Below are 13,059 nucleotides of genomic sequence, written 5' to 3' on the forward strand. Positions count from 1 at the left end.
AACGCGGTCTACCGCAGCCAGCCGCTCGACGACCGGATCAAGGCCGTCATCGACAGCGGGCAGAAGTTCACCCGCGGCAAGCTGGTCGAGGCGATGGAGGACGCGGCGACCGTCGACCTCCGCGGCGACCAGGTGCTGCCGTATCTGCTGCGCGTCCTGAAGTCGGCCCCGATCACCGACCCGGCCGTCGCCGACGCGGTCAGCAAACTGACGGCCTGGCAACAATCCGGTGCCCACCGCAGGACCCCGAACGCCTCATCTCGCACCTACACCAACGCCGACGCCATCCAGCTGCTGGATGCTTGGTGGCCCCTACTGGTCCCAGCAGAGTTCAAGGACCTCGGACCGGACCTCTACAGCGCGCTGACCGCCAACCTGAAGATCGACGAACGCCCGAGTGCGCAGGGATCCTCCTTCCAGAGCGGCTGGTGGGGCTTCGTCCAGCGGGACATGCGCAAGGTGCTGGGCGATCCGGTGAAGGCTTCTCAGCCCGTGACGTACTGCGGCGGCGGATCCCTGGCGGGTTGCCGCGCAGTGCTGACGGACACCTTGCTCGCGGCAACCAAGGTGCCGGCGAGTACGACGTACCCGGCGACCGGCGATTGCGCCGCCGGTGACCAGTTCTGCGCCGACCAGATCGCGCACAACCCGATGGGCGGCATCACCCAGGACAGGATCGCCTGGGTGAACCGGCCGACGTACCAGCAGGTGGTCGAGTTCCCGGCGAAGCGCGGTGACGACGTCAGCAACCTCGCGGCCGGGAAGACCGCTACCGCGAGTAGTTACGAGACCGGCTGGTACAACTCGCCGCCCGCGCAGGCGGTGGACGGGAACCTCGGCACCCGGTGGGCCAGCGACTGGTCGGATCCGCAGTGGCTGAAGGTTGACCTCGGCAACGAGCAGACGGTCGGCCGGGTCGTCCTGCACTGGGAGGCGGCGTACGCGAAGGGGTACAAGGTCGAGGTCTCGCGGGACGGGTCGACCTGGCAGCAGGTGTACGCGACGACGGCCGGTGACGGCGGGGAGGACGTGATCCGGTTCGGCGCCGTACCGGCCCGGTACGTCCGGGTGACCGGGACGCAGCGCGCGACGTCGTACGGGTATTCGCTGTATGAGCTGCAAGTGTTCAGATGGTGATGCCAGGATGAGGGCATGAGCCAGAACTTTCCTCCGAACCAGCCGTATCCACCGCAGCAGCCGGGCTACCAGCAGGGGCCACCTCCTGGGTACCAAGGTCCGCCGCCGGGGTACCAGCAGGGGCCGCCGCCTGGGTATCAGCAGGGCGGGTACCAGCAGCCGGCGCCGTCCAACGTCCCGCACGTCGCGCCGCAGGGTTCGCCGTACCCGGTGCTGGTCTCGACGATGAACGACCTGCCCGGGTACACCGCGGAGAAGGTGTTCGGCGAGGTCTTCGGGCTGACCGTGCGGACCCGGGACTTCGGGTCGAACTTCACCGCGAGCTTCCGGTCGCTCGGTGGCGGCGAGGTGCCGGAGTACACCCAGATGCTGGCCGAGTCGCGGCACGTCGCGGTGATGCGGATGTGCCAGATGGCGCAGCAGATGGGCGCGAACGCGATCCTCGCGATGCGCTTCGACTGCAACGAGATCGCTCAGACGATGAGCGAGGTGGCGGCTTACGGTACGGCGGTCGTGGTGCAGAAGGTCGAGCCGCCGCGCGTACAGGACAGCAGACCTGATGAGGATGATGCGAATGACAGCTGACCTCACTTTTCCGCCCGGATTCAGGTGGGGCGTCTCGACGTCGGCGTACCAGATCGAGGGTGCCGTGGCCGAGGACGGCCGCGGTACCTCCACCTGGGACACGTTCTGCGCCGAGCCCGGGAAGATCCTGAACGGCGACACCGGGGCGGTCGCCTGCGACCACTACCACCGGTACGCCGAGGACGTCGCGCTGATGCGGGAGCTCGGGGTGGACACGTACCGGTTCTCGTTCGCCTGGCCGCGGATCCAGCCGACCGGGAGCGGGCCCGCCGCGGCGGCCGGGATGGACTTCTACGACCGGCTGATCGACACGCTGCTCGGCGCCGGGATCCAGCCGGCGCCGACGCTGTACCACTGGGACACCCCGCAGCCGCTCGAGGACGCGGGCGGCTGGCTGAACCGGGACATCACCGAGCGGTTCGCGGAGTACGCCGCGCTGCTCGGCGCGCGGTTCGCCGACCGGGTGCCGATGTGGATCACCGTCAACGAGCCGATGGTGCTGACGCTGATGGGGTACTCGCTCGGTGCGCACGCGCCCGGTAAGGAGCTGCTGTTCGATGCGCTGCCGGTCGCGCATCATCAGCTGCTGGCACACGGGCGCGCGGTGCAGGCACTGCGGGCGGCCGGTGCTTCGCAGATCGGTATCGCGTCCAACCACGCGCCGACCTGGCCGGCCAGTGACAGTGCTGAGGACCGGGAAGCGGCCGGGCTGTACGACAACCTGATCAACTGGATGTTCGCCGATCCGGTCATCCTCGGCGAGTACCCGTCCGGGATGGGCGACGCGATGCCCGGTCCGGTCGCGGACGATCTCGAGATCATCTCCACGCCGCTCGACTTCTTCGGTATCAACCACTACGCGCCGGTCTCGGTCGGTGCGGCCACCGGGCAGGCAGACACGGCGGCGACGGACGGCGTACTCCTGCCGCCTGGCCTGCCGTTCGAGCCGCGGGTCCTGGACGGTTATCCCAAGACGGACTTCGGCTGGCCGGTGGTGCCGGACGCGTTCGGGGAGATCCTGCGGATCTTCCGGCAGCGGTACGGCGAGAAGCTGCCGCCGATCTACATCACCGAGAACGGGTGCGCGATCAACGACGGGGTGTCCGATCAACGTCGCATCGACTATCTGGATGGGTACCTCCGCTCGCTGAAGGCTGCGATGGACGACGGCATCGACGTCCGCGGCTACTTCCAGTGGTCCCTCCTCGACAACTTCGAGTGGGCCGCCGGGTACTCCCAGCGGTTCGGCCTGGTCGACGTCGATTTCGAGACGCAGAAACGGACACCGAAAGCGTCGTACTTCTGGTTGCAGGCACTGATAGCCCAGAACCGCGGATGAAGCAGGAGGGGGTTGAGCCAGCTCAGCCAGGGCCGGCTGCGTTGGCGGAGCCCACTGTTCGCGTACGGGGTGGGTGGACCGCCGCGGTTGTGCTGGCGAATGTCGGGGTGTTCGCGGCCTGGCTCGGCCCTATCCAGGTGTTGCTGGCCAAGCAGTCGGAGGTGGTTGCGTCGGGCAACAAGGAGTTCGTGTTCGGACTGGTGACCGGCGTGGGGGCCGCGGTGTCGGTGGTGGCCAATCCGGCGTTCGGGGCGATCTCGGACCGGACCGCGTCGCGGTTCGGGCGGCGGGTGCCGTGGGTGATCGCAGGCGCCGTTGGCGGTGCCATCGGTCTCGGGATCCTGTCCGGTGCCCGGGTGATCGCGCTGATGCTGATCGGGTGGTGCCTGATGCAGCTGTTCGGCAATGCGTTGCTGGCGGCCGCCACCGCCGTCGTACCGGACCGTGTCCCGGTCGCACAACGCGGCACGGTCGGCGGCTGGGTCGCCATCTCGCAGGTCCTCGGTGCATTGGTCGGCACCGCCCTCGCGGCTGCGTTCAACAACTACACCCTCGGGTACATCGCCTGCGCTGCCTTCCTGCTCCTGTCCGTGGTCCCGTACGTACTACGCAGCCACGACCAGCCGCTCACGGAGCGATCGACGTTCGTACTGCCGGACTTCCTCAAGAGCTTCTGGATCAGCCCGCGGCGCTACCCGGACTTCGGCTGGGCCTGGCTGACCCGGTTCCTCTTCAACGTAGGCAACGCCCTCGGCACGCTGTACCTGTTCTACTACCTGCAGGACGAGGTGGGGATCGCCAACCCGGGCACCGGCGTACTGGTCCTGACCGCGATCTACAGCGTCTGCGTACTGACCACCGCGATCAGCGCCGGCCGTTGGTCCGACCGCTCCGCCCGCCGGAAGGTCTTCGTGACCGCGTCCGGCTGGGTGATGGCGGTGGCCGGCGTGATCCTCGCCGTCTGGCCGACCTGGCCCGGTGCGATCACCGGCGCGATCGTCCTCGGCGCCGGGTTCGGCGTGTACCTGTCGGTCGACTTCGCGCTGCTCACCGAAGTACTCCCACACGCCCGCGACCGCGCCAAGGACCTCGGCGTCATCAACATCGCGAACTCCCTGCCCCAGGTCCTCGCCCCGGTCATCGCCGCCCCGATCGTCAAACACCTCGGCGGCTACCAGGTCCTGTATCTCCTCGCGTCCGCGGTCACGGTCCTGGCCGGCGTACTGGTCACCAAGGTCCGCTCGGTCGCCTAGCTGGGTTGGTCAGAGGCTCCGGACCAGCGCCTTGGCGGCGGGGGAGGCGGCGGTTACCCGGATGTGGTCGAGCCCCAGCCAGGCGGCCAGCTGGCGGAGCTCGGTGGCCAGGGGCTCGATGAAGTCGGGGGAGTCGGGCTCGGGAGTGAGGGTGGGGACGACCAGCGTCGAGGTCTGGCGGTCGGACTTGAGGTCGACGCGGGCCACCAGGCCGTCCCCGAGCAGGAACGGCAGTACGTAGTACCCGTGGACGCGCTGCGGTGCCGGCGTGTAGATGCTGATCCGGTAGAAGAAGTCGAACAACCGGTGGGTGCGATCCCGGTTCCAGATCAGCGGGTCGAACGGCGACAGCAACGCGCACGCGTCGACCGGGCGGTCCACCGCCTCGTGCCACCGGTACGACTGCTGCTTCACGCCCTCGACCCGGACCGGCACCAGGTCACCGGCCTCCACCAGCTCGGCGACGACCTCGCGGCCCGTTGCTGCGGGCAACGGAAAGTGCGCCTGCCCGGTACCGCCGCAGAGCTCCCGCAGGGTCGCGATCCCGAGTCCGCGGGCCGCGATCCGGACCAGCTCGCGGCGCGCCTCGGCGGCGGTCGGCTCCGGCGCGTCGAGCATGTCGGCCGGCAGCACCCGTGACGTCAGGTCGTAGATCCGCTCGAAGTGCCGCCGTCCCGCGATCGTCACCTGCCCGGTGCAGAACAGGTACTCGATCGCGATCTTCGCGTCCTGCCAGTTCCACATCGTGCCGGTGCCCGGATCCGGATCCGGGTCGCTGCGCTTGCGCCGTACGCCGTCCGGGCTGGCCTCGCCCGCGGTCAGCGGGCCTCGTTCGGTGACAAGCCGCAGTACCTGGTCGACGTACCCGGGCCGCTCCGCAGTCAGCCGGCGCATCCCCGCGACCACCGACCACGGCGCGGTGACGTCCGGGCTGAGCTCCTCGTCCCATACCTGCCGCTCGGCCGCCCGCATCCGCCAGCGCAGCAGCGGGTAGTTCTCGAGCGGGATCAGCGCGGCCTTGTGCCCCCAGAAGTACTCGAACAGCTCCCGCTCCGGGCCCCAGCTCAGCTCGTCGAGCGTGGTGCGCGGATAGTCGCCCACTCGTGCGTACACCGGCAGATAGTGCGACCGGCACAGCACGTTCACCGAGTCCAGTTGCAGTACGCCGGCCTGCCGGATCGCCCACCGCACATCCGGCCGCCGGCGCGCCTCGCCGAACCCCTGCGCCCCCAGCGCGATCCGCCGCGCCACCTCCGTCGAGACCTCGTCGCCTACGGCCACCATGTCCCGAACGTATAGCGCGACCCGGGTCTAACGCTTGGAAACCTTGTACGTCAGGTGGGTGACGTGCGACGACGCGTCCGTACGGACCTGCTCGAGGGCGATGCGGTCGGCGTCCACGTGGTCGAAGAGGCGGATGCCGCTGCCCAGCAGTACGGGCGACAGCGAGATCGAGAACTCGTCGATCAGGCCGGCGTCCAGGTACTGCTGGATCGTGTCGGCGCCGCCGGAGATCCGGACGTCGCGGTCGCCGGCCGCCTCGCGGGCCTGGAACAGCGCGCTCTCGATGCCGTCGTTGACGAAGTAGAACGTGGTGCCGCCGGGGCGTTCCCACGGAGCCCGCTCGGTGTGCGTGACGACGTACACCGGGGTGTGGAACGGCGCCTCCTCCGGCCAGGCCAGCTCACCGCCCTCGAACATCCGCTTGCCCATCACGTTCGCGCCGATCCGCTCGTGGGTCGCCTTGGAGATGTCGTCGTCGAGCCCTTCCTCGCCGCCCTCGCCGAGCTTGAGGTTCTCCCGGAAGGACCGCTGCGGGAACAGCCACGCCTGCAACTCGCCCCACTTGCGCAGCCAGCGCTGCACCCGCGGGTCGTCCTGGAACTCGGGCGAGAACACCTCCGCGGCGGTCACGTCCGCGACCGGCGCGACGAAGCCGTCGAGCGACATCGTCACACCGAAGAACACCTTTCCAGCCATCAGTTCTGCCCCTTCTGAGTGAGTTCGGCGACGTACGCCGCCAGGTTGTCCACCGTCTGCTCGCCGGCCTCGATCGCGTGATACTTCTCCACCGCCTCGTCGCGCAGTTCCTTGGTCGGGAACAGCGTGTACATGACGATCCGGGTCTGGTCGCCTTCCGGCTCGAAGGTCAGCACGGACGCGAAGGCGTTCGGGTCGTTCCGGGCCTCGCCGTGCATCAGCGCGATCCGCTCCGGCGGGTCGATCTCGGAGAAGGTGATCCACTCCTGGTACTCGGTGCCGTCCGGCCCGTGCATCACGAAGTCCCAGTCACCGCCGACGCGGAACTCGAACGACCGCGTCTTGGTGCTGAAGCCCGCCGGCCCCCACCACTGCGACAGGTGCCGGACCTCGGTGAACACCTCGAACACCAGCTCCCGTGGGGCGTTGATCGTCCGGGAGATCACGACCTCCCGGTCCGCGGAGTCGCTACTCATCCTGTGGTCCCTTCTGCCTTTCCTGCTTGAGCTCCTGCACGTACTCGTCCAGCCGGCCGAAGGCCGCGTTCCAGAACCGCTCGAACCCGCCCACCCACTCGTGCACGGGCCGCAGCCCGCGGGCGTCCAGGTCGTACAGCCGCTGCTTACCCGCTTCGCGAACCCGCACCAGCCCCACCTCCCGCAACACCCGCAGATGCTTGGACGCCTGCGGCTGGCTCATTCCGAGGTCCTGCGCGAGCTCGGTCACCGGCCGTTCGCCGTCGCGCAGCAGCACCAGGATCTGTCGCCGCTGCGGTTCGGCGATCGCGTTGAACGCGTCCGAGGTCGTCGCCGCCCGTGCCATGCGGCAATCATATGCCTATATCGGCATGCGTCAAGCCATCAGAGCGCGCAGCGCCTCGAAGTCAGCCACCGTGAGCGGGACGAGGCCGCGGCGGAGCTGGTAACCCCAGTTCGCCTCTCGCGTCAGCTCGAGGTCGACGTCGCGCAGCATCGCCCGGTGGACCGGGAAGAACTCGATCCGGCGCCGCCACGGCTGGATCGTGCCGCGGGCGCCCATCGACATCGGCTCGGCCTGGTACGGCTCGTCGTCGGCGACCACCCCGAGCGCCGAGAACGCCCGCAGCGGCCGCTTCTCGCCGTACCGCTCGGTCGGGGAGTAGATCGCGAACCCGTCGCCGCGCCGCAGCCGGGCAACGCCGTACCGCTTGCCATGGTTGAGCTGGATGAAGCTGCCGGAAACGGCACGCTGGGTGTGGTCCGCGGAGACCACACCCAGCCACGCCTTCTGTACTTCGTTCATGCACCCATGGTCAGCCCGAAACTACGACATCTTTCGTCATAATTTTCCGGCGCAGCCGGGCGATCAGCGGCCAGGCGATCATCAGCAGGATCGCCGCGTAGATCACGTACGCGACCGGTCCGCCGACCAGGCCGGACGTGTCGCCGTTGGACAGCTGCAGCGACATCCGGGCCTGCCGTTCCGCGATCGGGCCGAGGATCACGCCGATGATCAGCGGTAGTACCGGCAGGCCGAAGCGGCGCATCCCGAAACCGAGCAGCCCGAGCAGCAGGAGCAGCAACAGGTCGAGCGGCTGCGCGTTCACGGCGTACGCACCCATCGAGGCGAAGAAGATGATCCCGGCGTACAGGTACGGGCGCGGGATCTGCAGCAGCTTCGCCCAGGCGGGCGCCAGCGGCAGGTTGAGCAGCAGCAGGAACAGGTTGCCGATGAACAGGCTCGCGATCAGCGCCCACACCAGCTTCGGCTCGCGCTGGAACAGCAACGGCCCGGGCTGGATGCCGTACGACGTGAACGCGGCCAGCATCACCGCCGCCGTCGCATTCGTGGGCAGGCCCAACGCCAGCATCGGGACCAGCGTCCCGGCCGCGGACGCGTTGTTCGCCGCCTCCGGCCCGGCGACGCCCTCGATCGCGCCGTTCCCGAACTCCTCCGGGTGCTTGGACAGCTTCTTCTCGGTCGCGTACGACAGGAACGTCGGGATCTCCGCGCCGCCGGCCGGCAGCGCGCCGATCGGGAAGCCGAACGCCGTCCCGCGCAGCCACGGTTTCCACGACCGCTTCCAGTCCGACCTGCCCATCCACGGGCGGCCGACCGGGATCACCGTGCCGGGGTTGCGCCGCAGGTGGGCCGCCACCCAGAGCGCCTCGCCGACCGCGAAGATGCCAACGGCAACCACCACGACATCGATGCCGTCGGCAAGCTGTGGGACACCGAGCGTGAGCCGTTGCTGGCCGGTCACCTTGTCGATCCCGACCAGGCCGATCACCAGGCCGAGCAGCAGCGCCGCGAACCCGCGGATCCGCGACGAGCCGAGCACCGACGTGGCGCCTGCGAACGCGAGCAGCATGATCGCCAGGTAATCCGGCGCGCCCAGGCTGATCGCGAACTTCACCACCTGCGGCGCCACCAGCACCAGGAGCAGGGTGCCGATCGTCCCCGCGACGAACGAGCCGATCGCGGCCGTCGCGAGCGCCTGCGCGGCCCGTCCGGCCCGCGCCATCTTGTTGCCCTCGATCGCCGTCACCACCGAGGACGACTCGCCGGGGGTGTTCAGCAGGATCGACGTCGTGGAGCCGCCGTACATGCCGCCGTAGAAGATGCCGGCGAACAGGATGAACGCCTGCACCGGCTCCAGCCCGTACGTGATCGGCAGCAGCAGCGCGACCGTCATCGCCGGGCCGATCCCGGGCAGCACGCCGACCGCCGTACCGACGGTGACGCCGAGCAGCGCGAGCAGCAGGTTGACCGGGGTCAGTACGTCGCCGAACCCGTTCATCAGGTTCATCAGGTTGTCCATCAGAGAATCCCTTGCAGTACGCCGGCCGGCAGGCCGACCCCGAGCCCGATCGCGAACCCGTAGAACGTGGCCAGCGAGAGCGCGACCGCGATGAACAGGTTGCGGACGTGGTGCCGGCTGCCGAGCGCGAACGCCGAACCCCAGAACAGCAGGGTCCCGCTGATCACCCAGCCGAGCGGCTCGATGGTCGCCAGGTTGACGACGAACGCGGCGATCAGCAGCAGTACGGTGCGCCAGTCGACCGGGGACGTCACGTCGACGTCCTCGCCCTCCTCGGCCGCGCCGGTGCCGCCGCGGGCCACGTCCACGGCGTACAGGGCGGCGACCACCAGCAGCAGTACGCCGAGCACGATCGGTACCGGCTTCGGGCCGATCGGATCGTTGCTGGTGGCAATGTGCGGGAGCCGGGCGGCGTCGGTGATCACCAGGACGCCGACCACCGCCAGCACCCCGCACACTCCGTACTGCGCTCGATCCGGCCGCCGGGTCGCGGCCTCGGTCACGATGCCAGGCCGAGCTTCGTCAGGATGTCCGCGACGGCCTTGTCCTGGTCGGTCAGGAACGTGCCGAACTCGTCACCGGTGACGAACGCGTCGGTCCAGCCGTGCTTCTTCGCCTCGGCCTTCCACTCCGCGGAGTCGTGCATCTTCGTCAGCGCGTCGATCCAGACCTTCTTGTCCGCGTCGCTGATCCCGGGCGGCGCGACGATCCCGCGCCAGTTGGTGAACACCAGGTCGATCCCGGAGCCCTTCAGCGTCGGCACGTCCTTCAGCGCCTCGATCGGCTGCTCGCTGCTCACCGCCAGGACCCGGACCTGGCCGCTCTCCACCTGGTCGAGGAACTCGCCGAATCCGCTGGTCCCGAACGCGATCTTGCTGCCCAGCAGGGCCGGCAGCAGTTCGCCGCCGCCGTCGTACGAGACGAAGTTGACGTCCTTCGGGTTGATCCCGACCGCCTGCGCGAGCTGCATCGGCAGCAGGTGGTCCGGCCCGCCCGGCGACGAGCCGCCGCCGACCGCCATCCCCTTCGGGTTCGCCTTCCAGGCCGTGACCAGCTCCTGGATCGTCTTGTACGGCGAGTTCTTCGGCACCACGATCGCGCCGGCCTCCTCGATCAGCTTCGCGATCGGGGTGGTCTGGGTGAGCGTCGCCTTGGACTTCGAGGTGTACGTCGCACCGACGACGCCGAGGCCCATCTGCATCGCGAGCTTGCCGTTGCCCTTCTCGTTCACGACCCGCTGGAGGCCGACCGTACCGCCGGCGCCGGGCAGGTTGAACACCTGCACGCCGGTCGCGATCTTCGCGTCCTCCATCGCCTTCGCGGCGACCCGGGCAGTGGTGTCGTACCCGCCACCGGCCGTGTTCGGCACCATCAGACGAAGCCCGGCGGCCGGCTTCCCGCCGTCCGCACCCACCGCGTCCGTCTTGTTCGCGGTCGCCCCGCACGCCGTGACACCGAGCAGGGCAAGCGCCGCCACCAGCAATGGCCTGGACCTCATTGGCCGATCCTTTCCGGAGGTTTCAAGTGGCGACGATCGTGGACCTTCGGTGCTGCCGGAGTCTGCGTTGTGGCCGCAGCGGTGGTTGAGTTCATTGTGGTCGCAGGCCGAAACACGGTGAACTGTGGCACTCGGGCGCCGCAGCGGTGATCATGCGGCAGGACGTGTACGGAGGTGAGGATGGCGGTACGACTCGGCAGGCGGCCGACGCTGGCCGGGCAGCTGCTGGTGCTGCAGCTGGCGATCGTGGTGATCGTGCTGGTCGCGGTCGCCGCGGTCTCGCTCGCGCAGTCCGCCGCGACGTTCAACCGGGTCGAGGGCCGGCGGGTCACCTTGCTGGCCGAGCAGTTGTCGTCCAGCCCGGCGCTGCGGTTCAACATCCGGAACCCGGCGCCCGCGGAGATGCTCGCGCCCACGCTGCAGACGAGCCTGGCGCAGTCCGGGGTCAGCTCGATCACCGTCGCGAACGCCGACGGAAAGGTGATCGCGGCAACCAATCCGACTTTGATCGGCACCGACCTCACCTACGGTATTTCCGGTGTCGCGGACGGTCGCGGCTGGTCCGGTCCGCTGAACGGCGAGCTGGTCGCCCAGGTCCCGGTGCTCAGCGAGGGCCGGGACGCCAACGGGCCGGACGGGACGCTCGGCGACCAGATCGGGACGGTGATGGTGGGCGAGCAGTCGCCGTCCGTACTGCAGCGGCTTCGCGGCGCGTCGTCGTACCTGGCGATCTATCTCGGCATCGCCTGCGTCCTCGGGCTGCTCGGGTCCTGGCTGCTCGCCCGGCGGATCAAACGCCAGACCCTCGGCCTCGAGCCGCGGGAGATCGCCGGGCTGGCCGAGCACCGGGAAGCCATGCTGTACGGGCTGGCCGAAGGGGTCGTTGCCCTGGACCCGCAGCTCCGCGTGACGCTGGTGAACGACGTCGGGCGCCGGCTGCTCGATCTTCCGTCGGACGCGGTCGGGAAATCGCTGCGTGAACTCGGGGTCCAGGGCCGCCTGCGCGAGGTGCTGTCCGGCGACGACGAGGCCCGCGACGCGGTCGTCGTACGGCGTGGGCGGGTGCTGGTGATGAACCGGATGAGCGTGGTGAAGGACGGGCGGTCGCTGGGCTCCGTGACCACGCTGCGCGACCGGACCGAGCTGGCCCAGCTGGAGCGGGAGCTCGGGTCGTTCCGTTCGTCCGCGGAGCTGCTGCGGGCGCAGACCCACGAGTTCGCGAACCAGCTGCACACGATTTCCGGGCTGATCCAGATCGGGGAGTACGACGAGGTCGTGACCTACGTCGGCGCGCTGAACCGCTATCGTGAGTCGCTCGACCTGACCGTGACCCGGCGGGTCCACGACACCACCGTCGCCGCCCTGCTGATGGCGAAGTCCTCGCTCGCCGCCGAACGCCGCGTCGAGCTCCGGGTGTCCGAGCGCACCACCCTGCTCCGGCTCGATCCGGCGCTGTCAGCGGACATCGCGACCGTGCTCGGCAACCTGGTCGACAACGCGGTGGACGCCGCGGCACACTCCGGTACGCCGCTGTCGCCGGCCTGGGTCGAGGTCGAACTGCGGCAGGACGCGACCTCGGTGGAGATCGTCGTACGGGACTCCGGGCCCGGCGTGGCGCCGGAGTTGGCGCAGGAGGTGTTCGCGCACGGGTTCACCACCAAGGCCGCCGCCGAGGGTGAGCGCGGGATCGGGCTGGCGATGACCAGAATGATCTGCCGGCGCCGCGGCGGCGAGGTCGCGGTCACGAATCTCGTCGAGGGTGGCGCCGCGTTCATCGCCCGGATGTCCACCCAACGTACGCCGGAAGGAGTCCGATGATCACGGTCCTGGTTGTCGACGACGACTTCATGGTGGCCCGCATCCACCGCGGCTTCGTCGACCGCGTGGACGGCTTCGAGGTTGTCGGTACGGCGAACTCCGGCGACGCCGCCGTTGCCGCGCTGGAGTCGCTGGCGCCCGACCTGGTGCTGCTGGACCTGTATCTGCCCGACGTCTTCGGGCTGGACCTGATCGCCCGGCTCCGCGCCGTACAGCCGTCCGTTGACATCCTCGTCATCACCGCCGCCCGCGAGGCCGACGCCGTCCGCGGCGCCGTCCGCCAGGGCGTCGTGAACTACCTGCTGAAACCCTTCGGTTTCGAAGACCTCCGGGTACGCCTCCAGGAGTACGCCCGGCGCCGCGCCTCCGTCCCCGACCAGGTCACCTCGCAGGCCGACGTCGACCGGGTCCTCGCCCCCGCCCGCCCACTGGTCAACCGCCTCCCCAAGGGTCTCTCGCAGGAAACCACCGACCTGGTCACCGCGGCCCTCCGCAACACCCCCGAAAACCTCTCCGCCGCCGAATGCGCCGAACTGATCGGCATCTCCCGCGTCAGCGCCCGCCGCTACCTGGAGTTCCTAGCCACCCAAGGCCAAGCCGAAGTAACCCTCCGCTACGGCACCACCGGCCGCCCCGAACGCCGCTACAC

The 13,059-nt window shown here is 69.3% G+C and carries 14 protein-coding genes; 6 read left to right on the forward strand and 8 right to left on the reverse strand.

Annotated elements, in window-relative coordinates; genetic code table 11:
- From VFF46_RS31750 to VFF46_RS31765, 4 genes are all read left to right on the forward strand, one after another.
- On the forward strand, positions 1 to 1,137 hold a 1,137-nt coding region (locus VFF46_RS31750; protein ID WP_325040924.1), incomplete at its 5' end, for a discoidin domain-containing protein.
- 15 nt (positions 1,138 to 1,152) lie between these two features.
- Positions 1,153 to 1,722: a YbjQ family protein gene (locus VFF46_RS31755; protein ID WP_325040925.1), complete on the forward strand. Its 570-nt coding sequence runs from the start codon at positions 1,153 to 1,155 to the stop codon at positions 1,720 to 1,722.
- Positions 1,712 to 3,061 (forward strand): GH1 family beta-glucosidase, encoded by a 1,350-nt coding sequence (locus VFF46_RS31760; RefSeq protein WP_325040926.1) that lies wholly within the window; start codon positions 1,712 to 1,714, stop codon positions 3,059 to 3,061. Before VFF46_RS31755 ends, VFF46_RS31760 begins: the two co-directional genes overlap by 11 nt.
- Before the next feature lie 89 nt (positions 3,062 to 3,150).
- Positions 3,151 to 4,314 carry an MFS transporter gene (locus tag VFF46_RS31765; RefSeq protein ID WP_325040927.1) on the forward strand — a complete coding sequence of 388 codons (1,164 nt, stop codon included), beginning with the start codon at positions 3,151 to 3,153 and terminating at the stop codon, positions 4,312 to 4,314.
- A 9-nt stretch (positions 4,315 to 4,323) separates the two neighbouring features.
- On the opposite strand, the gene VFF46_RS31770 is transcribed toward VFF46_RS31765, so the two are convergent.
- The 8 genes from VFF46_RS31770 to VFF46_RS31805 are packed head-to-tail and all read right to left on the reverse strand — an operon-like array spanning position 4,324 to position 10,592.
- The gene (locus VFF46_RS31770) at positions 4,324 to 5,598 is read right to left on the reverse strand and encodes a winged helix-turn-helix domain-containing protein (protein ID WP_325040928.1); all 1,275 of its coding nucleotides are present in this window, start codon (positions 5,596 to 5,598) and stop codon (positions 4,324 to 4,326) included.
- Positions 5,599 to 5,625: 27 nt separating this feature from the next.
- The gene (locus VFF46_RS31775) at positions 5,626 to 6,294 is read right to left on the reverse strand and encodes a dihydrofolate reductase family protein (RefSeq protein WP_325040929.1); all 669 of its coding nucleotides are present in this window, start codon (positions 6,292 to 6,294) and stop codon (positions 5,626 to 5,628) included.
- Positions 6,294 to 6,770 (reverse strand): SRPBCC family protein, encoded by a 477-nt coding sequence (locus VFF46_RS31780; protein ID WP_325040930.1) that lies wholly within the window; start codon positions 6,768 to 6,770, stop codon positions 6,294 to 6,296. The genes VFF46_RS31775 and VFF46_RS31780 overlap by 1 nt, the downstream gene beginning before the upstream one ends.
- Positions 6,763 to 7,116, reverse strand: a complete 354-nt coding sequence (locus tag VFF46_RS31785) for a metalloregulator ArsR/SmtB family transcription factor (protein ID WP_325040931.1) — start codon at positions 7,114 to 7,116, stop codon at positions 6,763 to 6,765. The genes VFF46_RS31780 and VFF46_RS31785 overlap by 8 nt, the downstream gene beginning before the upstream one ends.
- 30 nt (positions 7,117 to 7,146) lie before the next feature.
- Positions 7,147 to 7,575, reverse strand: coding sequence for a hypothetical protein (locus VFF46_RS31790; RefSeq protein WP_325040932.1), 429 nt, complete (start codon positions 7,573 to 7,575; stop codon positions 7,147 to 7,149).
- Positions 7,576 to 7,585: 10 nt separating this feature from the next.
- On the reverse strand, positions 7,586 to 9,094 hold the full coding sequence (locus tag VFF46_RS31795; RefSeq protein ID WP_325040933.1) for a tripartite tricarboxylate transporter permease: 1,509 nt from the start codon (positions 9,092 to 9,094) through the stop codon (positions 7,586 to 7,588).
- A complete protein-coding gene (locus tag VFF46_RS31800; protein ID WP_325040934.1) occupies positions 9,094 to 9,597 on the reverse strand; it encodes a tripartite tricarboxylate transporter TctB family protein in 504 nt (167 codons plus the stop codon). The genes VFF46_RS31795 and VFF46_RS31800 overlap by 1 nt, the downstream gene beginning before the upstream one ends.
- Complete coding sequence (locus VFF46_RS31805) at positions 9,594 to 10,592, reverse strand: tripartite tricarboxylate transporter substrate binding protein (RefSeq protein ID WP_325040935.1); 999 nt, start codon at positions 10,590 to 10,592, stop codon at positions 9,594 to 9,596. Before VFF46_RS31805 ends, VFF46_RS31800 begins: the two co-directional genes overlap by 4 nt.
- 180 nt (positions 10,593 to 10,772) lie before the next feature.
- On the opposite strand from VFF46_RS31805, the gene VFF46_RS31810 reads away from it, so the two are divergent.
- Positions 10,773 to 12,410 carry a sensor histidine kinase gene (locus VFF46_RS31810; protein ID WP_325040936.1) on the forward strand — a complete coding sequence of 546 codons (1,638 nt, stop codon included), beginning with the start codon at positions 10,773 to 10,775 and terminating at the stop codon, positions 12,408 to 12,410.
- The coding region (locus tag VFF46_RS31815) for a response regulator (protein ID WP_325040937.1) at positions 12,407 to 13,059 on the forward strand (653 nt) is incomplete at its 3' end. The genes VFF46_RS31810 and VFF46_RS31815, both read left to right, overlap by 4 nt.

Source organism: Kribbella sp., from assembly GCF_035655035.1.
Taxonomy (GTDB): domain Bacteria; phylum Actinomycetota; class Actinomycetes; order Propionibacteriales; family Kribbellaceae; genus Kribbella.

What these genes read in the sequence shown, in the direction of transcription:
- VFF46_RS31775 (WP_325040929.1), bottom strand. Translation starts at nt 6,294, where the DNA reads ATGGCTGGAAAGGTGTTCTTCGGTGTGACGATGTCGCTCGACGGCTTC.
- VFF46_RS31795 (WP_325040933.1), bottom strand. Translation starts at nt 9,094, where the DNA reads ATGGACAACCTGATGAACCTGATGAACGGGTTCGGCGACGTACTGACC.
- VFF46_RS31755 (WP_325040925.1), top strand. Translation starts at nt 1,153, where the DNA reads ATGAGCCAGAACTTTCCTCCGAACCAGCCGTATCCACCGCAGCAGCCG.
- VFF46_RS31770 (WP_325040928.1), bottom strand. Translation starts at nt 5,598, where the DNA reads ATGGTGGCCGTAGGCGACGAGGTCTCGACGGAGGTGGCGCGGCGGATC.
- VFF46_RS31805 (WP_325040935.1), bottom strand. Translation starts at nt 10,592, where the DNA reads ATGAGGTCCAGGCCATTGCTGGTGGCGGCGCTTGCCCTGCTCGGTGTC.
- VFF46_RS31780 (WP_325040930.1), bottom strand. Translation starts at nt 6,770, where the DNA reads ATGAGTAGCGACTCCGCGGACCGGGAGGTCGTGATCTCCCGGACGATC.
- VFF46_RS31760 (WP_325040926.1), top strand. Translation starts at nt 1,712, where the DNA reads ATGACAGCTGACCTCACTTTTCCGCCCGGATTCAGGTGGGGCGTCTCG.
- VFF46_RS31790 (WP_325040932.1), bottom strand. Translation starts at nt 7,575, where the DNA reads ATGAACGAAGTACAGAAGGCGTGGCTGGGTGTGGTCTCCGCGGACCAC.
- VFF46_RS31785 (WP_325040931.1), bottom strand. Translation starts at nt 7,116, where the DNA reads ATGGCACGGGCGGCGACGACCTCGGACGCGTTCAACGCGATCGCCGAA.
- VFF46_RS31810 (WP_325040936.1), top strand. Translation starts at nt 10,773, where the DNA reads ATGGCGGTACGACTCGGCAGGCGGCCGACGCTGGCCGGGCAGCTGCTG.